Origin of the sequence: Exiguobacterium sp. s152, assembly GCF_018618335.1 — a bacterium.
In the GTDB taxonomy this organism is placed as follows: Bacteria; Bacillota; Bacilli; order Exiguobacteriales; family Exiguobacteriaceae; genus Exiguobacterium; species Exiguobacterium chiriqhucha.
The window spans coordinates 233,470-255,102 of the sequence record NZ_JACSLX010000004.1 but is presented as its reverse complement, the minus strand read 5'-3'; the positions used below and the strand labels follow the sequence as shown (position 1 = coordinate 255,102).

Below are 21,633 nucleotides of genomic sequence, written 5' to 3'. Positions count from 1 at the left end.
CAATTGAGTCGTGTAATCATAGTACGAGTCAGAAGCGAAGACGGATTCAAAATCAATGAGATTCGTGAATGGCGCGAATGTAGACTGTAAGCGCAAGAAACAGGACGAGTGAACAAAAATCAATCTGCTACAGTGAAACAAAAGGGGGGACTGAGATGCTGACGTTTGAAGAGAAGTGGGAGAAAGTGCTCGCCTGCGACGCGGCGTATGACGGGCAGTTCTATACCGCGGTCAAGACGACCGGCATTTACTGTCGGCCCTCGTGCCGCTCGCGGAAGCCGAAGCGGGAGAACGTCGATTTTTACGAGACGAAGGCTGAAGCGGAGTCGTCCGGCTTTCGGCCGTGCAAACGATGCCAGCCCGAAGTCGACCGCAGCCCGGCAAGCGCACTCGTCCAAGACGTGACGACGTTCGTGCTCACGCATTACAAACGGCCGCTCAAGCTCGAGGAGATTGCCGAGCACGTCAACCTGAGCCCGTTTTATGTCGAGCGGACGTTCACGCAAGCGACGGGCGAGACGCCGCGCCGTCTGCTCGAAAAGATTCGCATCGACAAGGCGGCCCATCTGTTGCGGACGACGGACATGAGCAATCTCGCCATCTGTTATGAGGTCGGGTTTCAAACCCCATCCAACTTTTATCGCGTCTTCCGTCGCCTAAAGGGCTGTTCACCGAGCATGTATCGAAAGGAGGGAGCCGATGAACCGTTCATCGTTCGAGATTCAGGTCACTCCTCCATTTGATTTTCAGCAATATCTGCAGTTTCTGCGACGATCCAACGATGAAGTGATGCATGTCGCAAGCGAGGCGTCCGTCTCAAAGCTTTTCGATGTGGACGGACGGTTGCTGCTAGGGGACATCACGGAGACGTCCCAAGGGCTCGTCATCACGTTCCGGGAAGACGTCATCACGAGCACGGAACAAGAACAGGTGGAACGATATGTCCACGAATGGTTCGACCTCGACCAAGACGTCGCGACGTTCGTGCGAATGGCTGAGACAGATGAACTGTTGCGTCCGCTCGTCCGAGAGTACGAGGGGCTGCGTCTGATCGGGTTCCCGGACTTGTTCGAGGCGCTCACGTGGGCCGTCATCGGTCAACAGATCACACTCTCGTTCGCCTATACGCTGAAACGACGGTTCGTCGAGCAATATGGACCATCCCGGGAAGTGGACGGCGTGACGTACTGGGCTTTCCCGACCCCAGAGACGATCGCGCTCCTCGACCCGAGTGAACTGAGACAGCTTCAATTCAGCACCCGGAAAGCAGAATATATCATCGGCATCGCCCAGAAGATGACGGACGGACGATTGTCGAAACAGCAGTTGCGCAGCGAGCCACCCGACGTGATGCATGAACGGTTGCTGAGCTTACGCGGTGTCGGGGAGTGGACGGCCGCGTATGTCCGGATGAAGTGTTTCCAAGACCCGACGGCGTTCCCGGTCGCGGACGCCGGTCTGCATCAGGCGTTGAAGCATCATCTCGGGCGAAGCGACAAGTTGACGGCGAACGAAGTGAGGTTGTACGGGGAACGGTTTGCCGGATGGGAAGCGTACGCCACATTCTATTTATGGAGGTCATTGTATGGAGACGTATAGATTCGACTATGTGAGTCCGATTGGAATTTTAGAGATCGTCGGGACAGAGACGGCCATCCGCTCCCTCTTGTTCGTCGAACGCGAAGATGTCCGTTTTGAAGCGGATGAGTCGACGCCAGACGTGTTGACGATGTGCTACCGAGAAATCGAGGAGTACTTCGACGGACGCAGGCAAACGTTTACGTTCCCGTATGAAGTCGAGGGAACACCTTTTCAGAAAGATGTCTGGCAGGCGTTGGCGACAATCCCATATGCCGTGACGGCGTCTTATCGAGAATTGGCCGTGAAACTAGGTCGGGACCGCGCCGTCCGGGCCGTCGGCAGTGCCAACGGACGCAACCGGTTGAGCATCGTCATCCCGTGCCATCGCGTCATCGGATCGAATGGGACGTTGACGGGTTATGCGGGCGGACTGTGGCGGAAGGAATGGCTGCTTCGGCACGAACAAGCCAACGCATATTCAGGCCTGGCAAAAAAACATCTACCCCTCCATATCTGATACAATGGAGAAGTCCTATCGTGACGTCTGAATCGACGTAGTGGTCTAGGGCGATTCTCGTCACTCAGGAGCGATTTTTGGAGGGTACTATGATTAGATTATTGGCAGATTCAACTTGTGATTTATCTGATGAGATTTTAGCGAAATATGACATCGGCGTCGCGCCGCTGATCATCACGATTGACAACAAATCGTATGAGGACCGCGTCGACATCCAGCCCGATGAGTTTTACGGAATGTTGGAAGCGCTACCGGAATTCCCGACGACGGGGATGCCGAGCCCAGCGACATTTATGAAGCTGATGGAAGAGTCCGTCGAGAGCGGACATGATGAGATTTTATGTATCTGTATGTCGAGCGGGACGAGCGGATCGTATCAATCGGCCGTGCTCGGAAAAGAGTACTTCGAAGAGGCGCATCCCGATTCGACGGTGAAGATTCATATCGTCGACTCACGCTCGATGAGCCACGGGAGCGGTTGGCTCTTGATGAAGAGTGCCCAGATGCGCGAAGCCGGGGCGACGTTCGAGGAGCTCGTCGAGTTCAATGAGACGTATAAGATGAAAGTGAAGCACTTCTTGTCGGTCGATGATTTGGACCACTTGATTAAGAGCGGACGCATCTCGAACGCGAGTGCCATCATCGGCAAGCTGTTGATGGTCAAGCCAATCATGAGCATGAAGAACGGGAAAGGCGCCATCGTCGCCAAAGAGCGGGGAACGCGGAAAGTGCTCAAGCACTATACGGACGAGTTCATCAAACGCTGCGACAAAGCTATCACGAACTTCGTCATCATCGGCTATACGTCAGATCAAAAGATTGCCGAGAACTTGAAGGCGAAGATTCAAGCCGAATCCGACTTCAAAGGCGAGATTTACCTGATGCAGATGGGCGTCTCGGTCGGGACGCACGTCGGTCTCGGGGCCATCTCGATGTTCTTTGTGGAGAAATAAAACGAAAGCCGTCTCGGGAAAGAGACGGCTTTTTCTGTGGATAACGTTATCCACAGGTAGGGACGGACCAGACACGTTCCACGGACCAAGAGTTATCCACAATATCGAGGCGATAGACGTCGGGATTGCTGAGATTGCGCCACGTGTCGAAGTCATAGCGGTTATCCACATGTTGAAGAAGCAACGCGAGCAGGTTTCCGTGCGTCACGAGGACGGTCGTGCCGTTTACGTCGTCAAGTGATTCGATGACGCTCAAAATCCGGTCCGTCGCATCTTGACCCGACTCAGCACCTGACAGACGAAACGAGGCATCGGTGAACGAATGACGGAGCAGCTCGAACCAATCTTCTCGAGGTTCAAGCGAGAGGATGCGTTCGCGCAACTTCGGCTCCGTCTCGATGGTCAGCTGCTTGGATGTGGCGAGCGGTGCGATCGAGGCAGTAGCTCGCGTATAGTCGCTCGAGATGATGCGATCGACGGGAACATCTTGAAAGAAGTCAGCGAGGGCGAGTGCCTGTTGTTCGCCGGCCTCGGTGAGCGGGGCGTCCGGCTCTTGGCCAGTCGCCGAGCAATGACGGATGAGATAGAACGTAGACATGGAGTTCCTCCTTGATCATTTTTATGCAGAAGATAATAATGAAATATATGTAAAATAAAATACTGGTATTGAAATTATTTGAATTTAGTATAAATCATGTTGGAGGTACATATGACTCATTTTACAGAACAACTCAAAAATTCGTTAGAAAAGGGGTTCATTGATAAGCATCATCATCACGTGAGTCCATTTAAACCTGAGTTATTAATGAATGAAAAACATAAACGACAAGATGTACTCACTTCGCTTCTAGACGAACTAAAGGGATGCCAATCTTTCTTATTCTCTGTTGCGTTTATTACGGAAGCTGGCTTAGCTACGTTAAAATCTACGCTTTCCGACTTACATGACAAAGGTATCCGTGGAAAAATCATGACCTCAACGTACCAATACTTTAATCAACCTAAAGTCTTTAAAGAACTATTAAAACTGAAGAATGTAGATATTCGCATTTCAGAAGTTGAGGCATTCCACTCTAAGGGATACATTTTTCAACACGAAGAGTACTACTCATTAATTGTTGGAAGCTCTAATTTGACGTCTGGAGCGTTAAAGACAAATTATGAGTGGAATCTGAAGTTGACCTCTCACGAGAATGGAGAAATTGTCGGACACTTCCTCGATCAGTTTGAAGAAATGTGGAGTGTTTCAGTTCCATTGACACTTGAATGGATTTCAGCTTATGAACGTTCGTATCGTCCAGTCTTTGGAGAACGTGTAGCTGAGTTTCCAGACTCGTATGGAGTAAATCGATTAAAAGAAGCGTTACAAGTAGAACCTAATTCGATGCAACTAGCAGCTTTAAGTGGGATTGAGGCCGTTCGTGCGCATGGAAATACAAGAGCGCTCGTCGTATCAGCGACGGGCACGGGAAAAACATATTTAGCCGCTTTTGATGTTCGTCGCTATCGACCGAAGCGAATGCTATTCGTAGTGCATCGCGAACAGATTTTGCAAAAAGCAAAGAATGATTTTCATCGAGTCATTGGTGGTGATGAAAGTGATTTTGGTATCCTGTCAGGTTCGAGCCGAGCAATGGGGGCCAGGTATGTCTTTGCAACGATCCAAACAATTTCTAAACAAGAAACATTAGATCAGTTTGACCGAGACGCATTTGACTACGTATTGATTGATGAGAGTCACCGAGCAGGAGCGGTTACATATCAACGAATTATAGAACATTTCACACCACAATTTTTATTAGGAATGACAGCAACTCCTGAACGTTCAGATGGATATGATTTATTTAAGTTGTTTGATTACAACATTGCATATGAGATTCGGTTACAAGAAGCGCTTGAAGAGGACATGTTGTGTCCTTTCCACTATTTTGGAGTGACAGATCTTGAAGTGAGTGGAAATCAAGTTGAGTTTGATGTATTCACTCAGCTCGTTTCAGAGGAGCGTGTAGAACGGATTATCGAGAAGATTGATTACTATGGTTTTTCTGGAGAGCGTTTATGTGGTTTGATGTTCTGTAGTTCAAAACGAGAAGCGAAACGACTTTCAGAGGAATTGAATCATCGAGGTTTTAGAACATGTGCTTTAACGGGAGATGATTCGCAAGAAAAGAGACGAGTTGAAGTGACTAATTTGGAAGAGGGTCGTCTAGATTACATTTTAACAGTTGATATATTCAACGAAGGTATTGATATTCCAAGCATTAATCAAGTCGTCATGTTGCGACAGACAGAATCAAGTATTATTTTTATTCAACAACTAGGACGGGGATTAAGAAAACACAGCTCAAAACAATACGTGACCGTTATCGATTTCATTGCTAACTACAAAAATAACTATTTGATTCCAATCGCTTTATCCGGAGACCGCTCTCAAAATAAAGATTCGATTCGGAGAAAAGTAATCGATCGTAGCTATATTTCTGGCACGTCGACCATTAATTTTGAAGCCATCGCAAAAGAGCGAATTTACGAATCGATTAATCAAGCAAAACTAACGGACTTAAAAGTGTTAAAAGAGGCTTATCACAATTTGAAAAACCGTTTAGGCCGACCTCCGATGCTAAGTGATTTTGTTGAACATTATTCAATGGATCCAATTGTTATTGGAACAAAGAAGGGTCATTACGGTGCCTTTTTGAATATAGTGGAGCCTGATCTCCCTGATCTTCCTTCCATTCATTCGAAAGTTCTGTTGATGGTGACCCAAGAGTTATTATCAGGAAAACGAGTACATGAGGCATTGTTAATGCAACTTCTGTTGGAGCAGGAAAGTTTGAACAAACAAGATTTTATTCATCGCTTGCGTGAGCAGGGCATACGAAGTGATCAAGCTACCATTCACTCTTTAGAAAACGTATTATCACTAAACTTCTTTAAAGATGCTGATCGATTGAAGTATGGAGGACACGCCTTAATTTCTTGGGAAGGTGAGGTGTATAGATTCTCATCTCATATGCACTCTTTATTAAAAGATGAATGGTTCACTCAGCTGTTTAAAGATGTATTAACAGCTTCCTTAGCTAGAGGTCAACGATACGATCAAACAAAACCATTAACCCGACTTGAAAAGTACACGAGGAAAGATGCTTGCCGCCTATTAAATTGGGACAAAGAAGAACAATCTACGATATATGGCTACAAAATAAAACATCAAACTTGTCCGATTTTTGTCACATACCATAAGGGTGAAGACGTTGAAGCTAGCGTCAATTATGGAGACTCCTTTATTAATCCAGAAGTGTTTCATTGGTATACGAGAAGCAGAAGAACGACAAAATCGGAAGAAGTACGTAAAATCATTGAAGCACAGGAAAGAGAAATCGATATTCATCTCTTTGTGAAAAAGGATGATGATGAGGGCGGAGATTTCTACTATTTGGGTGAAGTCAAACCGGATCGCGAATCTGTTCAAGATACGACAATGCTGAATCAAGACGGACAGGAATTGTCTGTTGTTACGATGAACTTACTCCTCCAAGAACGTGTCGATCAGCAAATTTACGACTACTTACACGAACAAACGCATTAACAAAAGCCGAGACGTGATGGTTACACGTTCTCGGCTTTTGTCGTTTGATTAATGACGTCGTTGACGGCAGGAATATCTGCTGGGGCCCACACAAGGGAATGTAAGTTATCGCGTTTTAACCAAATTAACGCATCGTGTTCTGTCGCGGTAGGCGTTCCTGATTTTAACTCAGCACGCAATGAAATCAATTGAATGATGAACGTTTCATATTCATGTACATGTTCATTAATCACTTCGTGCGCAGTGATTTCGCAAGCTAACTCTTCAGAAATCTCACGTTCAAGTGCTTCTTGCAAATTCTCACCGTCTTCAACTTTTCCACCAGGAAACTCCCACATGTTTGGAATCATCATATTTGTTGAGCGAAGGGCGCAGAGAATTTCTTGATTTTCATTTTCAATCACTGCTGCAACTACTTTTACTTTCTTTTTCATTATAGCTACCTCATTCTCTTAAGTATTGATTGTATTCATCATAACATCTCTAGTTCCGCGAGATGACTTCGTTAGAATCTCTAAAAGTTTTCCGTACTTAACCCTTATCAAACATCACAAAAGCGTTATAATCAATATAACAATTATAAACGGGGCGAGTCGGCGAATGGGGATTTACCGAATCGTCTCATACACAAATCCAGGGGAGAAGGATGGGGTTTTCATGAGCAGTGTTCAAAAGAGAACAGACGTCATTTTGATTGGTGCAGGCATCATGAGTGCGACACTCGGGTCGCTTTTTAAAGAGCTCGTACCAGAGTGGGAAGTCAAAGTGTTTGAGAAGCTCGAAAGTGCAGGGGAAGAGAGTTCGAACGAATGGAACAACGCCGGGACGGGACATGCCGCCCTCTGCGAGTTGAACTATACGACCGAGAAGCCGGATGGCACGCTCGATATCTCGAAAGCAATCAACGTGAACGAGCAGTTCCAAATCTCGCGTCAGTTTTGGGCGCATCTCGTCAACAAAGGCTTGATTCAAAATCCGGAAGCGTTCATCCGTTCGATTCCACATATGAGTATGGTCCAAGGCGAGAACGATGTCCGCTTCTTGAAGAAACGTTTGGAAGCGCTAACAAATAATCCGTTGTTTGAAGGGATGGTCTTATCGGATGACCCGGAACAACTCCGTGACTGGATGCCGATTGTCATGGAAGGACGTTCCGTCGATGAGCCGATCGCGGCGACGAAAATCGATTCAGGTACCGACGTCAACTTCGGTGCGCTTACACGGATGCTGTTTGACCATTTGACCGGCCAAGGCGTCGAGGTCAATTACAAGCATAGCGTCGAGGACGTGAAACGGTTGGCGAACGGATTGTGGGAAGTGAAAGTGAAAGACATCGAGGCGAACACGATTGAGACGCATACGGCGCCGTTCTTGTTTATCGGCGGCGGTGGAGGCAGCCTGCCGCTCCTTCAAAAGACGGGCATCCCGGAGTCGAAGCACATCGGCGGATTCCCGGTGAGCGGTCTGTTCCTCGTCTGTAAGAACCGTGACGTCATCGAACAGCACAACGCGAAAGTATACGGCAAAGCGAAAGTCGGCGCACCGCCGATGTCGGTGCCGCACCTCGACACGCGCTTCATCGAAGGGCGTAAAGAGTTGTTGTTTGGACCGTTCGCCGGCTTCACGCCGAAGTTCTTGAAAACGGGCTCGAACCTCGACCTCCTCCAATCGGTCAAACCGTACAACGTCGTGACGATGCTCGCGGCCGGGGCGAAAGAGATGCCGCTCACGAAATATTTGATTGAGCAGGTGCTCTTGTCACACAACAAACGGATGGACGAGCTGCGCGAATTCATTCCGACCGCGAAAAATGAGGACTGGGAAATCGTCGTCGCCGGACAACGCGTGCAAGTCATTAAAGACACGCCGGACGGAAAAGGGACGCTCCAGTTCGGAACGGAAGTCGTCAGCGCCGAAGATGGATCGGTCGCAGCACTTCTCGGTGCGTCACCGGGCGCGTCGACGGCCGTGCACGTCATGTTAAAAGTGCTCGAGCAGTGCTTCCCAAGCCGGATGCCGGAATGGGAACCGAAAATCAAAGAGATGGTGCCGTCTTATGGCGTCTCACTCTCCGATCACCCGGAACTGTTCAAGACGATTCACGAATCGACAGCGATGGCGCTCGGCTTGAAAGAGAAAGGTGTCGTCCACAACTAAGCGAGTAAAGGCGAGGATATGTTCATATTCTCGCTTTTTCTTTTTAATTTTTGCATAAAAAAAAAGACCTCTTCGCACGGAAGGGGCCAATCAAGTAGTGGCGACAGGTTCTTCGCTCAAATAAGCAGCAATTTGTTGATCGATGATTTCTTCCGATAATTCAAGCGCGAGCGAAAGTTCTTTCACGAGGATCGTTTTAGCGTTCTCTAGAATCTTACGGTCCTGTTCATATAACTTTTTGTTCAACAAGAGAGCTTCGCTTTGGCGGCGAGCAAGCGTGTTGATGACTTGAGCGATCTCGTGACGGTTACCCGAGTGCACGACGTTCAAGAATTCACGATTGCGGTTGTTCGGATGGGGATTCCATTCGACACCCGGCGAGCGGAACGATTCAAGGATCTCTTTTGCTTCTTTGGCTTCTAGGAGCGTCAACATCATCACTTTATCACTATCGACGGGGATACTGATTTGCAACTTCTGTGCGTTGTTGATGGGATGGAGCGTATAGTACGACTTCGTCTCACCCGCGACCGTCATATCGGAAATGTCGTCAATGCGGCAAACTCCGTGGGTCGAATAAATGATTAAATCACCAGTTTTGAACAAATCGATCACCTCTTCCTTTCATCAAGTATAGTAGTTCATGACACGAAATGTCAACTCGGTTGACATTTGAGGTGAGATATGACACAAAAAAATCCCTCCCAATCGTTAGGAGAGATTACAAATTCCAGTCGGCTTTCAACAACATTTTCAGTTGTCGGAACGCGGCGTCACCGAGTGAATCGGCTATTTTTTGTTCGAGTTCGGCTTTCAGTGCCTCGTTCTGTTCGTAGCAACGGACCCCGAGCTCGGTCAGCTCGATACATTTATCTTTTCGGCTCGTCGGATGATCGGTCACCGTGACGAGTTCTTTCGTCTTCAAGTTCTTGATGAGCTTATGGATCGCTTGACGGGAGATGTGGACGTTGCGCGTCACTTCGGCAATGGTCGGCTTCGTCTTATAGATGCGGGCGAGCACGTACCATTCGGAGTTGGAGATATAGATATCGTGTTGCTCGTTCCAAGCCCGCTCGCTGATGCGTCGGATTTGGTCATGTCGCTCACTGAGGAGATCGAGGAGTCGTGTCGTTGGTTCTGTTGGAGTCAAATTGGTCACTCCTATTCGTTTTTGTCGTTCCTAACTATACAAAAGCGGATGTGTCACGTCAATGCGCGAAACGAGTTCACCATCCTCTGATAGGATTTGACGGTTTAGGGAACAGAAAAGCAGAGGAGGGACTTACATGCCGACACGTACCGATTTATTTCAACGCTATAAACAACATATTCTCGAACTACCCGACCTGGAGGAGACGACACTGAAGAGTGAACCGTTCCTGCTCGAGGAGGACTCGAACAAGCAGCTCACAATTTATTATGCGCCGTTCGAATATATTAATCCGAATGCTAAAGTCGTCATCGCAGGGATTACGCCAGGATTGTATCAAATGCGGCAATCGTTCGAGGCGATTCGTGATTTGGCGGACGCACCCGACGAGGAGGCGCTTCGAGCTGTCAAACAACGAGGTAGCTTCTCCGGACCGATTCGCAAGAACTTGGTGACGATGCTCGACGACTTGGAGTTGCATCACCACCTCGGTCTCCCGACGACGCTCGACTTATTTGGCGAGGCGAACCATCTTGTGCAGAATACGGCGGTGCTACCGTATCCCGTCTTCTATAAAGGGAAGAACTACAACGGGTCGAGTCCAGACATGTTGAAGACGGACTTGTTCCGGTCTTATGTCGAAGGCAGCTTCGCCGACGAGATGGCCGTCCTCGAGGACGCACTCATCTTGCCGATGGGCATCAACGTCCGTCGGGCCGTCGAGACGCTCGTCGACAAGGGCATCATCGCGCCAGAACGCGTCGTGAGCGGATTTCCCCATCCATCAGGGGGGAACGGCCATCGGCATCGCATCTTTGCCGAAAATCGTGAATCGATGCGGCGCCATATCGCTGACCATTTCAAACAGCACCCGTTAAAGTGAACCGCCCCGTGCGGTTCTTTTTTTTGTGAAGCACCTCACCTGACAAATTTGCTTTAGTTCGCTAAAATGGGGTACGAGGTTGACCCAGTTTTCCCATAAGAGAAAGGAACCGTCTATGATCACGTTAACGAATGTCAGCAAACAGTTCGGCCGCGACGCAGCCGTCCGTGACGTCTCGCTTCAGATCGAGCAGGGCGAGGTCTACGGCATCATCGGCGCGAGCGGGGCCGGCAAGTCGACGCTGCTCCGGTTGATGAACCTGCTCGAGACACCGGATACAGGGCAAGTCACGGTCGATGGGGACGAATTGACGAGCTTATCGAGTCGACAGCTACGCGAGAAGCGCCACGTCATCGGCATGATTTTCCAACAGTTTAATCTCGTCGCGAACAAGACCGTCTATGACAATGTGGCCGCTTCACTGAAGCTGGCTGGCCGGCCGCGCTCGACGCATGAGGCCCGGGTGCTCGAGTGCCTTCGTTTCGTCGGGCTCGAGTCGTTCAAAGATAAATACCCGGCACAGTTGAGCGGCGGGCAGAAACAGCGCGTCGCCATCGCGCGGGCGCTCGCGAACGAACCGCACGTCTTGTTATGTGATGAGCCGACGTCGTCGCTCGACCCGAATACGACGGCTGAAGTGCTCGGCGTGTTAAAGTCGATTAACGAGCGGCTCGGCGTCACCATCGTCATCGTGACACATGAGATGGACGTCATCAAACAAGTGTGCGACCGCGTGACCGTCATGACGGACGGTTCGGTGTATGAGACGATTGATGTCATTCCGAGTGGGGTCGCAGACATCGACGACAATCCGTCCTGGTTCGTCGATCAACTGAAGAAGGCAGGTGAACCACATGCCTGAGGTGCTCCTGCAATATCAGACCGAGATTTGGCAATCGATCGGCGAGACGTTCATCATGGTCGGCGTCTCGATTCTCGCGGCCGTCCTCCTCGGCCTGCCGCTCGGGACGTGGCTCTACTTGTCACGAAAAGGGCAACTGCTCGAAAATCGGGCCGTCTTCTCCGTGCTCAACTTGATCGTCAATATCGTCCGCTCGTTCCCGTTCCTGTTACTCGTCGTGTTTTTGATTCCATTTACGCGGCTCATCATCGGAACGGCCATCGGGACGGCGGCGGCAACCGTGCCGCTCGCCATCATCGCCATCGCCCATTACTCGCGACTCGTCGAGCAGTCACTCCTTGACGTACCGCGTGGCGTCGTCGAGGCGGCCGTGTCGATGGGGGCGTCCATCAAAGACGTCATCTTCAAGTTCTTGTACGTCGAGGCCCGTTCCGGTCTCGTCCTCGGGCTTACGACGTCAATCATTAGCTTCATCTCGTACTCGACCATCATGGGGGTGGTCGGGGGCGGTGGCATCGGCGACTTTGCCATCCGCTATGGTTATCAACAGTTCAAGACGGAGCTGATGATGTACATGATTTTGATTATGCTCGTCTTCGTCCAGATGATTCAGTTCACCGGTACGACGGTGGCCCGGCTCATCGACAAACGCTAATCACCTACAGAAAGAAGGAGAACTTATGAAAAAATTAATGGCGCTTTTCGCCTCACTCACACTCGTCCTCGCGGCGTGTGGGAACGATACCGAAACGAACACGACGGAAGCCCCGTCAAACGAGCCGCAGACGCTCAAAGTCGCATCGCTCATCCCACCGATGACGGATATGCTTGAAATCGCGAAAGAGCAACTCGCAGAAGACAACATCGAGCTCGAAATCGTCGTCCTCGGTGACAACGTCCAACCGAACACGGCGCTCGCAGCGAAAGAAGTCGACGCGAACTTCTTCCAACACGTTCCGTACATGGAAGAGTTCAACCGCAGCAATGATGCCAACCTCGTCCCAATCGAACCGATTTACTTCGCCAACTACGGTGTCTACTCGAAAGAGTATGACAACATGGACGATATCCCGGAAGGCGCGACGATTGCCATCGCGAATGACGTCTCAAACATCGATCGCTCGCTCTCGTTGCTCGCACAGCACGACGTGATTGAGCTCGGCGAGAAGAACGGTTCGTATTACACGCAAGCCGATATCACGGAAAACCCGAAGAACCTCAAGTTCGAGGAAGTCGATTTGCTCATGCTCGCGCGTGCGTACGATGATGTCGATGCGGTCCTCATGACGCCGGCTTATGCGGCTCCACTCGGCTTGACGCCGAAGAGCGATGCGCTCTTGACGGAAGGTGTCGAGAACGACTTCGCCATCACGCTTGTTGCTCGTGAAGACAACAAAGATGAAGAAGCGATCCAGAAACTCGGCGAAGCACTCACAAGTGACGAAGTCCGTGCATTCTTGGAAGAGAATTACGAAGAAACGGCGATTCCGGCGTTTTAACGAGAAAAGATTGAGCCCAGACGGCTCAATCTTTTTTAGTATTCCTCGTATTCTCTTGGGTCTTGATTATCGATGCGGCCGTCTGGCTTCGTCAGGGAGTTGAGCGTCTCCACCTCGTCCTCGGTCAATTCGAAGTTGAAGATGTCGAGGTTCTCTTTTTGGTGCAACTCACTCGATGAACGCGGGAGCGGGATGACACCGAGTTGGACGTGCCAACGCAGAATGACTTGGGACACGGTCTTGCCTTTTTGTCTTGCTAGTTCCGCGATCGTCTCGTCATGCGTGACAGTCCGGGCTCGGCTCAACGGACTCCATGCCTCAGTGATGATGCCGCGCTCTTTGTCAGCTTGACGCTGTTCTACTTGGGAGAAGTATGGGTGGAGCTCGATTTGGTTGATGACCGGTGTCTCACCCGTCTCCTCAATCAAACGGTCGAGGTGCTCAGGCATAAAGTTCGAGACGCCGATGGAGCGGATCCACCCGTTCTCTTTCGCTTGGATGAGTGCGCGCCACGCCTCCACGTATTTGTCTTGTTTCGGGTTCGGCCAATGTAACAGGAACAAGTCCCAATAGTCGAGGTTCGCCCGGTAGAGCGACTCACGAATCATCTCGAGCGCATCGTCGTAGTCGAAGTATTGGGCGCGAAGCTTCGACGTCAAGAACAGTTGCTCGCGCGGGATGCCGGATTGCCGGACGGCTTCGCCGACCGTTCCTTCATTGTCATAGCGAATTGCCGAATCGATGAGACGATAGCCGTTGCGGATAGCGCTCGTGATGGCGTCGACGCCCGGTTCACCTCGTAAATAAACGGTGCCGAGCCCGATTGCCGGAATCTCGTAGCCGTCATGTAGTTTGATGGTTGGGATGTTCATGAAATGCCTCCTCATTCAAAATCCGTTCTCTTGTCCGATATTCCACTTTCCGGGGGAATCAAACGTTTGAATCGGTCGGAGTTAATTAAAATGGAGTTGCCTATTTTCCTGTTTTTGGGGTAATTGGCATGAGGTGATGGGGATGAAGTGGTGGTGGATGTTCGGGATATTGGCCATTGGAGGAATGATGTTCGTCAATGAGGCTTGGTATGGAAACTCGGCGGCGTTTGGAACGGCGACCAGTATGATTATCGTGGCGTTGATTGGCCTAAAGAGTTTAGAAAACCGATATCGGATAAGAATGGGAGTCATCTTTTCATTATTGATTGCTGGAGCGATTTACTTTGGGTTGCCGAGTTATTCAGTCGCCGAGGCGGAACATACTTTGAAACATTCACACTGATACGGAACAAAGCCCGAAAACACGCTATCTTACGCGCTTTTGATTTAGAGTTGGTGTTTGTTTGGTGTTTAAAGATAATAAACGAAAATTAATGATGAAATACAAAACGGCCCTTTTTACACTTTCTGTTAGTGTTTGGATGAGCACCATTTTTTTATTATAGCTTGGAGGGTTTCGTTAAATAGTTGAGTTATTCACACATTCGCGACAAAATGTTAAACAAAACTACCTGTTTAGGTGATTAGGATGATAGCTGTTTGTTAAACAAACTATTTGAGCCTATGGCGGATATTCCAAAAAAAAACGGTAACTGGATCATGTTGTTCCATAATCTTCATTAGCTTTTGTTTAGTAATTGGAGCAAATTCTGAGTAACGCCAATGGATAATGTGAAAGAGTACACTTAAACTAACTACTTTTCTAAAGCCTGCTGAATAAAGAATGTACAATATAATGAATTTTTGTGATTGTATGTCGATGTTCGATAATATATAAGAGTTATTCCGTAAAACTGTTGGTTTTGTTTTGCTGTTCTTTTATAATTTTTCACTTTTACAATAGAACTTGATTCGAATCAATTTTTATTTCATAGAAACATCCTAGACTAGAGTCATCAACAAGGAATACAAATGAAAATGAAATTGGAGGGAATCAACATGCAAAGATATATATTAAGTAAAAAGAATTCCATTACACTGATCAGTGCAATTTTGATTGCACTTGCATTCTTCGGACGATTTTCCTTAGACAACATGGCCATTTTCAATTGGTCGCTCATCATTGCATCCATTCTTGGTGTGGCGCCGATTGCAATCCAAGCCTATCAGGCATTAAAAGTAAAAGTTGTCAGTATTGATGTTTTAGTTACCATTGCAGTTATTGGAGCAGTATTGATTCAAAATTATGAGGAATCAGCCATCGTTACTTTCTTATTCTTATTTGGTTCTTACTTGGAGCAGCGTACCTTGAACAAAACACGTTCTGCCATTAAAGAATTAACAGAGCTGGCACCAGAAAGTGCTTTAAAGCAAATGGAAAACGGAGAATTTGAAGAAGTAGATGTCGATGATGTAGACGAAGGTGATATTTTATTAGTTAAAACGGGTGCAAAAGTTCCGGTAGATGGAACAGTGTTAACTGGTGAAGGTCACATTAATGAAGCAAGTATTACTGGAGAATCTCTACCTGTAAGTAAAAAGGTTGATTCTGAAGTATTTGCAGGATCTATCTTAGAAAATGGAACGATCCAAATTCGAGCTGATCGTGTTGGAGAAGATACAACATTTGGTAGAATTATCGAATTGGTGGAAGAGGCACAAGATTCCAAATCAGAAGCAGAACGTTTCATTGACCGATTCTCAAAATACTATACACCAGCTGTGTTAGTCCTTGGTTTTATTGTTTGGTTTTTCTCAAAAGATATTGAACTAGCTATCACGATTCTTGTTTTAGGATGTCCAGGTGCATTAGTTATCGGGGTTCCTGTATCCAACGTTGCCGGTATCGGAAACGGTGCACGTAATGGTGTCCTCTTAAAAGGTAGTGAAGTTATCAATGACTTTAGCAGAGTAGATACTATCGTTTTTGATAAAACAGGAACATTGACAGTAGGAAACCCTGAAGTTGCCGAAAAAGAATTTTACGGAAAAAATACTGAAGAGGTTCTAGGATATTTAGCAAGTGTGGAGCGTGAATCGGACCACCCACTAGCGAAAGCTGTCCTACAGGATATTGGCGAGATAACTTTCTCTACTGTTGAAGAAACCGAAGTCGTTAAAGGTGGCGGAATTGTAGCAAAAATAGGTGTTCATCGTATAGCCGTTGGTAACGTAGCTTTAATGGAAAAGAAAAATGTGAAATTAAGCGAAAAAGCTAAAAAAGACGTCGAACGCTTTGAGAAAAATGGGAATTCTCTTGTGTTAACTGCGGTCGACGGAGAATTAAACGTTCTGATGGGTATTCGGGATCAAATCCGCCCAGGTGTTAAAAAAGATCTTCAAAAACTGAAAAAACTAGGGGTCAAAAACCTTGTCGTTCTTTCTGGGGACAACCAAGGAACCGTAGATTTAGTTGCTCGAGAACTTGGGTTAACAGAAGCACATGGTCATATGCTACCGGAAGGAAAATCTGCTTATATCGAAAAAATGCAAGCAGAAGGCGGGATCATTGCCTTTGTCGGTGACGGAGTGAATGATAGTCCTTCACTAGCCTTAGCAGATATCGGAATTGCCATGGGAAGTGGAACAGATGTTGCAATTGAAACATCAGATGTTGTTTTAATGAATTCTGACTTTAGTCGTTTACCACACGCATTAGGCTTAACAAAATCAACTTCAAGAAACATGAAACAGAACATTACCATAGCAGTTGGTGTGGTATTAGTCTTACTTGCCAGCCTACTATTTGGTGAATGGATGAATATGTCAATCGGGATGTTGGTTCACGAAGCAAGTATCTTAGTAGTCATCTTGAATGGTATGAGATTGCTTCGATACCGTTTGAGAGAATAATTTTAATAGAAAGCAGTCTTGATGAATGATAAAGGGGAAGTATTCAGGTAGGAAGAACAAAATACTCCCCTACTTTTTCTTAAAACTTGATTTGCATCAAATTCATTTCGTTGAACCTGAACTATACTTAAATTGTAAAGAAAAAGAGGGAAAACAAAAAAATAAAAGATAAGATGAAAGGAGAAATAATTCATGCAAAAAGCAGTTATTCAATTAGAAACATTATCTTGTCCATCTTGTATGCAAAAGATTGAAAATGCGGTGAAAGGATTAAACGGGGTTAATCATGATAGCTTAAAAGTATTATTTAATGCCAGTAAAGTAAAAGTAGATTTTGATTCAGAAACGATCACCATTAACGATATCGAAAAAGCCATTGAAGACTTAGGATATCCAGTCGTCAAATCAAAAGTAAAATCGGCCTAAGACCAAAAAACCACAAGAAAGAGGGAACGAATAATGTCTGAACAGACATTTAACGAAGTAATAACAAACCATTTTGAAAAGCTAGATTTATACACCACTGCAATTACACGGGCCCATGGTAAGAATCACCCAGAAGCCTTTGAAGTACGTGAATTGTTTGAAACAATTAGTGGAAAAGTAAAAGACGCAGGTACGAACAAACCTGACTTAGATGCTGAATTTGCTCAATTACGAAAAATCACAGACAACTACACCATTCCTGGAGATGTATGTGAAACGTATGGAGGCACATTCGAGATGTTATCAGAAGTAGATAAAGCATATCAGGCTTAAAGTAACTCAAAAACAAAAGAATAGATTGGTTTACGGTCGTTAAAAAATGAAGGGGGAAATGATTTATGCAAAAAGCAACGATTCAATTAGAAACCTTATCTTGCCCATCTTGTCTCCAAAAGATTGAAAATGCGGTGAAAGGAATAAACGGTGTGAATCAAGATAGCTTGAAAGTAATGTTCAATGCAAGTAAAGTAAAAGTAGATTTTGATTCAGAAGCAGTCGCTATTAACGATATCGAAAAGGCAATTGAAGACTTAGGATATCCTGTTGTCAAATCAAAGGTAAAACCTGCTTAATCGAGTGAATAGAAAGGAAGCCTAGGATGCCCTCTTAGGCTTTTTATAAAAGGAAGAGGTTATTTTGGAACAAAACCAATGTTGTCATCACCAACATGGACATGCAGAATGTATTCGTATTGTCCCCATTTTCAACCATTTGGAAGACTCACAAATGGATTTGATTGCGGAATCTGCCAAGACACTTCATCTTAAAAAAGGGGAAATGTTATTCCGTGCAGATGAGGAAGATGATACCTTATATATTATCAATTCAGGTAAGGCTCGGATTTACCGCTTATCGGATTCTGGAAAAGAACAACTTGTTCGCATTTTAAATCCTGGTGATTTTACAGGTGAAGTCGCCATTTTCCAACCTGGAAGTATTCATGAGAATTATGCGGAAGCACTACAAAATACATCTATTTGTTTAATTAAACGAGGTGATTTACAGAAGTATTTGGTGGAATATCCGCAGATCTCATTAAAAATACTGTCAGAAGTAACGATGCGTTTAAAGGATTCTGAAAAACAAACCACACAAGTAGCGATTGAAAATGTAGAAACCCGCATTATATCCTTTTTAGCTGAGAATATTGAAAAGGGAAGTGGCAATAGTCCAACGATTATCTTACCAATGTCCAAAAAGGATTTAGCCTCGTATCTTGGTACCACACCAGAAACAATCAGCCGTAAATTTACTACTCTAGAAGAACTTGGATTGATTAAACAGTTACCGAAAAAGAAAATTAAAATAATGGATTTAGATCAATTGTTACTTCATACTAAATAAATATAAGCAGAGTAGCGTGCCATCATTAACGTGTTAAGTTTAATAGTACAAAACATAAAATAACAAACATTTTAGCAATCCAATTAGCATATAAAATGGATTGCTAATTTTTGTTGATTTAACAATGTTTATCTACAAAAAGAAAGAGAAATGGCTACTTATTTGGCACTTATTTTACCAAGATGACATAAACTTGTGTCAACTGCATAATTCATTAGCAAAACACCCCTATTAACTAAGCTAATTACTCTGGACGGTTTGTCAAATTAAGCGCAACACTTCCTCCGCGAAGGCCTCGTGTGCGGTCCGCGATCGGCTTTTGACGTTTCCCTTTCTGGCGGAGCACGGTCAGGGGCACGTCGATCCGTCCCGCATAGATCCAACGGTAGATGGTGGAGAAGGCAATTATTCCTGTGTAGAGACGGCCGACGATCTGTTCCGGGGACCAGGTCGCACGCAGCTTCCCGACGATCGTCCGGCGCATCGTGTCGTCGAGTTTCGTCTTGGCGCCACAGTTGGTCTTCGCCTTCTCGTAGCGTTTCTGGGCACGTTCAGCCACGTAGTCGGGGTTCCGTCTGATTTCCCGCGAGACGGTCGAGGGCTGTCGCCCGAGCCGTCTCGCGATGGACCGGATGGACATCCCAAGCTCCAGATACGTCTCTATTTTCACGCGTTCCGTTGTGGTAAGATGAATATAGCTCATAGCGATTCCTCCGTCTGAATGTTTGTGTCGTAACTTCATTCTACACGAGGACGTCGCTGTGGGCTTTTTGTGCGTTCACTTTTGGGTGTTGCACTTAATTTTATAATTCATCAAACCAAAATGAAGTTGCCTATTTTCCTGTTTTTGGGATAATTGAAGAGAGGTGATGGGGATGAAGTGGTGGTGGATGTTCGGGATATTGGCCATTGGAGGAATGATGGTCGTAAATGAGGCTTGGTATGGAAACTCGGCGGCGTTTGGAACGGCGACCAGTATGATTATCGTGACGTTGATTGGCCTAAAGAGTTTAGAAAACCGATATCGGATAAGAATGGGAGTCATCTTTTCATTATTGATTGCTGGAGCAATTTACTTCGGGTTGCCGAATTATTCGGTCGCTGAGGCAGAACATAACCTGAAACAAGTACATAAGAACGTGAACTATGTGAATGATGTCGGGGTGGTGAACGAAGGCTGGAATCCGTTTCAACCAAACCGTGTCTATTTATTTGAAATCGATTCAGGGGACCGAGTCTTGTTTTTACCCGATTCAGGAGACATTATAAAAACGCGTCCTCCAATGTGAGGACGCGTTTCTGATTAGTTGCGAATCATATAATCGAAAGCACCGAGTGCGGCAGTCGCACCAGATCCCATCGAGATGATGATCTGTTTGTAGGCGCTGTTCGTGCAGTCGCCTGCTGCGAACACACCTGGGACGTTCGTCGCGCCGTGACGGTCGACGACAATCTCACCGAAGTTGTTACGTTCGACCGAGTCGAGCCAATCCGTGTTCGGGACGAGGCCGATTTGGACGAAGACGCCTTCGAGTTCAACGTGATGCGTCTCGTTCGTCTCGCGTGACAAGTACGAGATGCCGTTCACTTTGTCCGTACCCGTGATTTCTGTCGTCTGAGCGTTCGTGACGACGGTCACGTTCGGGAGGCTGTGGAGACGGTCTTGAAGCACTTGGTCAGCTTTGAGTTCGGCAGCGAACTCGAGCACCGTCACGTGTTTGACGATTCCAGCGAGGTCGATGGCTGCTTCAATCCCAGAGTTACCGCCGCCGATGACCGCGACGCGCTTGCCTTCGAAGAGAGGGCCATCACAGTGCGGGCAGTAGGCGACACCTTTGTTTTTGAACTCGGCTTCACCTGGCACGTTGACGTTGCGCCAACGTGCACCAGTCGACAGGATGACGCTCTTACTCTTCAAGACGGCGCCGTTCTCAAGTTCGACTTCGACGAGGTCTTTCTTCTCGAGGCGCTTCGCGCGCTGGAGGTTCATGACGTCGATGCCGTACTCTTTCACGTGCTCTTCCAAGCTCGCGACGAGTTTCGGGCCTTCCGTGTAAGACGTACCGATGAAGTTCTCAATCCCCATTGTGTCCATCACTTGTCCACCGAAGCGTTCCGCGACGATGCCGGTCCGGATACCTTTACGAGCCGCGTAAACCGCTGCGCTCGAACCGGCCGGGCCGCCACCGATGACGAGGACGTCATACGGTTCTTTGTTGTCAAACGCCGAAGCGTCTGGGCCAGTACCGAGTTTCGCCAAAATCTCTTCAAGTGACATGCGCCCGTTGCCGAATGCCTCACCGTTCAAGAAGACGGTCGGGACAGCCATGATTTCTTTCGCTTCCACTTCTGCCTTGAACGCGCCACCGTCGATCATCGTGTGTGAGATGTTCGGGTTGAGGACGCTCATGACGTTGAGTGCCTGGACGACGTCCGGGCAGTTATGGCAGCTGAGGCTGATATACGATTCGAAGTGGTACGTGCCTTGAATGTTTTGAATCTGTTTGATCGCATCCGCGTCCACTTTCGGCGCCCGGCCGCTCACTTGGAGCAAGGCGAGGACGAGTGACGTGAACTCGTGACCGAGCGGGATTCCTGCGAAGACGATTCCTGTCTCTTCAGACGGACGGCTCACGCTGAAGCTCGGTGTGCGTTCGAGCGTGACGTGCTCGACCGAGATGCGTGACGACATGCTCGCGAGTTCGTTCACGAGGTCGAGCATCTCTTTTGAGACCGCGTCGTCTCCAGCGCTGACACGGAGGACGACATCGCCCTCCATGAGCTGGAGATATTGGCCTAACTGTTGTTTAATATCTGCTTCTAACAT

At 47.3% G+C, this 21,633-nt stretch carries 23 protein-coding genes and 1 pseudogene; 17 read left to right on the top strand and 7 right to left on the bottom strand.

Going from position 1 to position 21,633, the window contains the following annotated elements; translation table 11 throughout:
- Positions 1-155 precede the first annotated feature (155 nt).
- The 4 genes from KNP72_RS09745 (at position 156) to KNP72_RS09730 (ending at position 3,051) form a co-directional block, all read left to right on the top strand.
- Positions 156-743 (top strand): bifunctional transcriptional activator/DNA repair enzyme AdaA, encoded by a 588-nt coding sequence (locus KNP72_RS09745; RefSeq protein WP_214718761.1) that lies wholly within the window; start codon positions 156-158, stop codon positions 741-743.
- Complete coding sequence (locus KNP72_RS09740) at positions 700-1,599, top strand: DNA-3-methyladenine glycosylase family protein (RefSeq protein ID WP_214833073.1); 900 nt, start codon at positions 700-702, stop codon at positions 1,597-1,599. The genes KNP72_RS09745 and KNP72_RS09740 overlap by 44 nt, the downstream gene beginning before the upstream one ends.
- Entirely contained in the window at positions 1,586-2,098 is a 513-nt protein-coding gene (locus tag KNP72_RS09735; protein ID WP_214833071.1) for a methylated-DNA--[protein]-cysteine S-methyltransferase, read from the top strand. The genes KNP72_RS09740 and KNP72_RS09735 overlap by 14 nt, the downstream gene beginning before the upstream one ends.
- A gap of 89 nt (positions 2,099-2,187) precedes the next feature.
- A complete protein-coding gene (locus tag KNP72_RS09730; protein ID WP_214718755.1) occupies positions 2,188-3,051 on the top strand; it encodes a DegV family protein in 864 nt (287 codons plus the stop codon).
- Positions 3,052-3,097: 46 nt separating this feature from the next.
- On the opposite strand, the gene KNP72_RS09725 is transcribed toward KNP72_RS09730, so the two are convergent.
- Complete coding sequence (locus KNP72_RS09725; protein ID WP_214833069.1) at positions 3,098-3,649, bottom strand: histidine phosphatase family protein; 552 nt, start codon at positions 3,647-3,649, stop codon at positions 3,098-3,100.
- Between the two features lie 111 nt (positions 3,650-3,760).
- Here KNP72_RS09725 and KNP72_RS09720 point away from each other — a divergent pair, with 111 nt between their 5' ends.
- Positions 3,761-6,640, top strand: coding sequence for a DEAD/DEAH box helicase (locus KNP72_RS09720; protein ID WP_214833067.1), 2,880 nt, complete (start codon positions 3,761-3,763; stop codon positions 6,638-6,640).
- A 20-nt stretch (positions 6,641-6,660) separates the two neighbouring features.
- Here the strand turns inward: KNP72_RS09720 and KNP72_RS09715 are convergent, their stop codons facing one another.
- The gene (locus KNP72_RS09715) at positions 6,661-7,074 is read right to left on the bottom strand and encodes a (deoxy)nucleoside triphosphate pyrophosphohydrolase (RefSeq protein ID WP_021067905.1); all 414 of its coding nucleotides are present in this window, start codon (positions 7,072-7,074) and stop codon (positions 6,661-6,663) included.
- 223 nt (positions 7,075-7,297) lie between these two features.
- Between KNP72_RS09715 and mqo the strand changes: the two genes are divergently transcribed.
- The gene (mqo, locus tag KNP72_RS09710) at positions 7,298-8,797 is read left to right on the top strand and encodes a malate dehydrogenase (quinone) (RefSeq protein WP_214718751.1); all 1,500 of its coding nucleotides are present in this window, start codon (positions 7,298-7,300) and stop codon (positions 8,795-8,797) included.
- 90 nt (positions 8,798-8,887) lie between these two features.
- Here mqo and KNP72_RS09705 read toward each other — a convergent pair whose 3' ends face one another.
- Positions 8,888-9,412, bottom strand: a complete 525-nt coding sequence (locus tag KNP72_RS09705; protein ID WP_029596405.1) for a CarD family transcriptional regulator — start codon at positions 9,410-9,412, stop codon at positions 8,888-8,890.
- A 106-nt stretch (positions 9,413-9,518) separates the two neighbouring features.
- Positions 9,519-9,947, bottom strand: a complete 429-nt coding sequence (locus tag KNP72_RS09700; RefSeq protein WP_214833065.1) for a MarR family winged helix-turn-helix transcriptional regulator — start codon at positions 9,945-9,947, stop codon at positions 9,519-9,521.
- Positions 9,948-10,083: 136 nt separating this feature from the next.
- Between KNP72_RS09700 and KNP72_RS09695 the strand changes: the two genes are divergently transcribed.
- The 4 genes from KNP72_RS09695 (at position 10,084) to KNP72_RS09680 (ending at position 13,191) form a co-directional block, all read left to right on the top strand.
- Complete coding sequence (locus KNP72_RS09695) at positions 10,084-10,830, top strand: hypothetical protein (RefSeq protein ID WP_214833063.1); 747 nt, start codon at positions 10,084-10,086, stop codon at positions 10,828-10,830.
- A 115-nt stretch (positions 10,831-10,945) separates the two neighbouring features.
- Complete coding sequence (locus KNP72_RS09690; protein ID WP_214833060.1) at positions 10,946-11,692, top strand: methionine ABC transporter ATP-binding protein; 747 nt, start codon at positions 10,946-10,948, stop codon at positions 11,690-11,692.
- Complete coding sequence (locus KNP72_RS09685) at positions 11,685-12,347, top strand: methionine ABC transporter permease (protein WP_029596402.1); 663 nt, start codon at positions 11,685-11,687, stop codon at positions 12,345-12,347. Before KNP72_RS09690 ends, KNP72_RS09685 begins: the two co-directional genes overlap by 8 nt.
- Positions 12,348-12,372: 25 nt before the next feature.
- Positions 12,373-13,191: a MetQ/NlpA family ABC transporter substrate-binding protein gene (locus KNP72_RS09680; RefSeq protein ID WP_214833058.1), complete on the top strand. Its 819-nt coding sequence runs from the start codon at positions 12,373-12,375 to the stop codon at positions 13,189-13,191.
- A gap of 35 nt (positions 13,192-13,226) precedes the next feature.
- On the opposite strand, the gene KNP72_RS09675 is transcribed toward KNP72_RS09680, so the two are convergent.
- Positions 13,227-14,063: an aldo/keto reductase gene (locus KNP72_RS09675; RefSeq protein ID WP_214833056.1), complete on the bottom strand. Its 837-nt coding sequence runs from the start codon at positions 14,061-14,063 to the stop codon at positions 13,227-13,229.
- Positions 14,064-14,205: 142 nt separating this feature from the next.
- Between KNP72_RS09675 and KNP72_RS09670 the strand changes: the two genes are divergently transcribed.
- The 6 genes from KNP72_RS09670 (at position 14,206) to KNP72_RS09645 (ending at position 18,806) form a co-directional block, all read left to right on the top strand.
- Positions 14,206-14,466, top strand: coding sequence for a hypothetical protein (locus KNP72_RS09670; RefSeq protein ID WP_029333962.1), 261 nt, complete (start codon positions 14,206-14,208; stop codon positions 14,464-14,466).
- A gap of 656 nt (positions 14,467-15,122) precedes the next feature.
- On the top strand, positions 15,123-16,976 hold the full coding sequence (locus tag KNP72_RS09665; RefSeq protein WP_214712453.1) for a heavy metal translocating P-type ATPase: 1,854 nt from the start codon (positions 15,123-15,125) through the stop codon (positions 16,974-16,976).
- A gap of 192 nt (positions 16,977-17,168) precedes the next feature.
- A complete protein-coding gene (locus tag KNP72_RS09660; RefSeq protein ID WP_029333960.1) occupies positions 17,169-17,402 on the top strand; it encodes a heavy-metal-associated domain-containing protein in 234 nt (77 codons plus the stop codon).
- A gap of 33 nt (positions 17,403-17,435) precedes the next feature.
- Complete coding sequence (locus tag KNP72_RS09655) at positions 17,436-17,735, top strand: iron-sulfur cluster repair di-iron protein, ric (RefSeq protein WP_128123856.1); 300 nt, start codon at positions 17,436-17,438, stop codon at positions 17,733-17,735.
- Positions 17,736-17,800: 65 nt separating this feature from the next.
- Entirely contained in the window at positions 17,801-18,034 is a 234-nt protein-coding gene (locus KNP72_RS09650; RefSeq protein ID WP_026907428.1) for a heavy-metal-associated domain-containing protein, read from the top strand.
- Between the two features lie 64 nt (positions 18,035-18,098).
- On the top strand, positions 18,099-18,806 hold the full coding sequence (locus KNP72_RS09645; protein ID WP_029333958.1) for a Crp/Fnr family transcriptional regulator: 708 nt from the start codon (positions 18,099-18,101) through the stop codon (positions 18,804-18,806).
- A gap of 295 nt (positions 18,807-19,101) precedes the next feature.
- Here the strand turns inward: KNP72_RS09645 and KNP72_RS09640 are convergent.
- Positions 19,102-19,509: pseudogene (locus KNP72_RS09640) on the bottom strand (transposase); the annotation flags it as partial.
- A gap of 172 nt (positions 19,510-19,681) precedes the next feature.
- Between KNP72_RS09640 and KNP72_RS09635 the strand changes: the two are divergent.
- A complete protein-coding gene (locus KNP72_RS09635) occupies positions 19,682-20,095 on the top strand; it encodes a hypothetical protein (protein ID WP_131472010.1) in 414 nt (137 codons plus the stop codon).
- 14 nt (positions 20,096-20,109) lie between these two features.
- Here the strand turns inward: KNP72_RS09635 and ahpF are convergent, their stop codons facing one another.
- The gene (ahpF, locus tag KNP72_RS09630; RefSeq protein WP_214833053.1) at positions 20,110-21,633 is read right to left on the bottom strand and encodes an alkyl hydroperoxide reductase subunit F; all 1,524 of its coding nucleotides are present in this window, start codon (positions 21,631-21,633) and stop codon (positions 20,110-20,112) included.

Excerpts from the sequence above, each read along its gene's own strand:
- KNP72_RS09740 (WP_214833073.1), top strand. The coding sequence starts at position 700 with ATGAACCGTTCATCGTTCGAGATTCAGGTCACTCCTCCATTTGATTTT.
- KNP72_RS09685 (WP_029596402.1), top strand. The coding sequence starts at position 11,685 with ATGCCTGAGGTGCTCCTGCAATATCAGACCGAGATTTGGCAATCGATC.
- KNP72_RS09635 (WP_131472010.1), top strand. The coding sequence starts at position 19,682 with ATGAAGTGGTGGTGGATGTTCGGGATATTGGCCATTGGAGGAATGATG.
- KNP72_RS09725 (WP_214833069.1), bottom strand. The coding sequence starts at position 3,649 with ATGTCTACGTTCTATCTCATCCGTCATTGCTCGGCGACTGGCCAAGAG.
- KNP72_RS09665 (WP_214712453.1), top strand. The coding sequence starts at position 15,123 with ATGCAAAGATATATATTAAGTAAAAAGAATTCCATTACACTGATCAGT.
- KNP72_RS09650 (WP_026907428.1), top strand. The coding sequence starts at position 17,801 with ATGCAAAAAGCAACGATTCAATTAGAAACCTTATCTTGCCCATCTTGT.
- KNP72_RS09680 (WP_214833058.1), top strand. The coding sequence starts at position 12,373 with ATGAAAAAATTAATGGCGCTTTTCGCCTCACTCACACTCGTCCTCGCG.
- KNP72_RS09675 (WP_214833056.1), bottom strand. The coding sequence starts at position 14,063 with ATGAACATCCCAACCATCAAACTACATGACGGCTACGAGATTCCGGCA.
- KNP72_RS09670 (WP_029333962.1), top strand. The coding sequence starts at position 14,206 with ATGAAGTGGTGGTGGATGTTCGGGATATTGGCCATTGGAGGAATGATG.
- KNP72_RS09690 (WP_214833060.1), top strand. The coding sequence starts at position 10,946 with ATGATCACGTTAACGAATGTCAGCAAACAGTTCGGCCGCGACGCAGCC.
- mqo (WP_214718751.1), top strand. The coding sequence starts at position 7,298 with ATGAGCAGTGTTCAAAAGAGAACAGACGTCATTTTGATTGGTGCAGGC.
- KNP72_RS09695 (WP_214833063.1), top strand. The coding sequence starts at position 10,084 with ATGCCGACACGTACCGATTTATTTCAACGCTATAAACAACATATTCTC.
- KNP72_RS09660 (WP_029333960.1), top strand. The coding sequence starts at position 17,169 with ATGCAAAAAGCAGTTATTCAATTAGAAACATTATCTTGTCCATCTTGT.
- KNP72_RS09715 (WP_021067905.1), bottom strand. The coding sequence starts at position 7,074 with ATGAAAAAGAAAGTAAAAGTAGTTGCAGCAGTGATTGAAAATGAAAAT.
- KNP72_RS09745 (WP_214718761.1), top strand. The coding sequence starts at position 156 with ATGCTGACGTTTGAAGAGAAGTGGGAGAAAGTGCTCGCCTGCGACGCG.
- KNP72_RS09720 (WP_214833067.1), top strand. The coding sequence starts at position 3,761 with ATGACTCATTTTACAGAACAACTCAAAAATTCGTTAGAAAAGGGGTTC.
- KNP72_RS09655 (WP_128123856.1), top strand. The coding sequence starts at position 17,436 with ATGTCTGAACAGACATTTAACGAAGTAATAACAAACCATTTTGAAAAG.
- KNP72_RS09730 (WP_214718755.1), top strand. The coding sequence starts at position 2,188 with ATGATTAGATTATTGGCAGATTCAACTTGTGATTTATCTGATGAGATT.
- ahpF (WP_214833053.1), bottom strand. The coding sequence starts at position 21,633 with ATGTTAGAAGCAGATATTAAACAACAGTTAGGCCAATATCTCCAGCTC.
- KNP72_RS09735 (WP_214833071.1), top strand. The coding sequence starts at position 1,586 with ATGGAGACGTATAGATTCGACTATGTGAGTCCGATTGGAATTTTAGAG.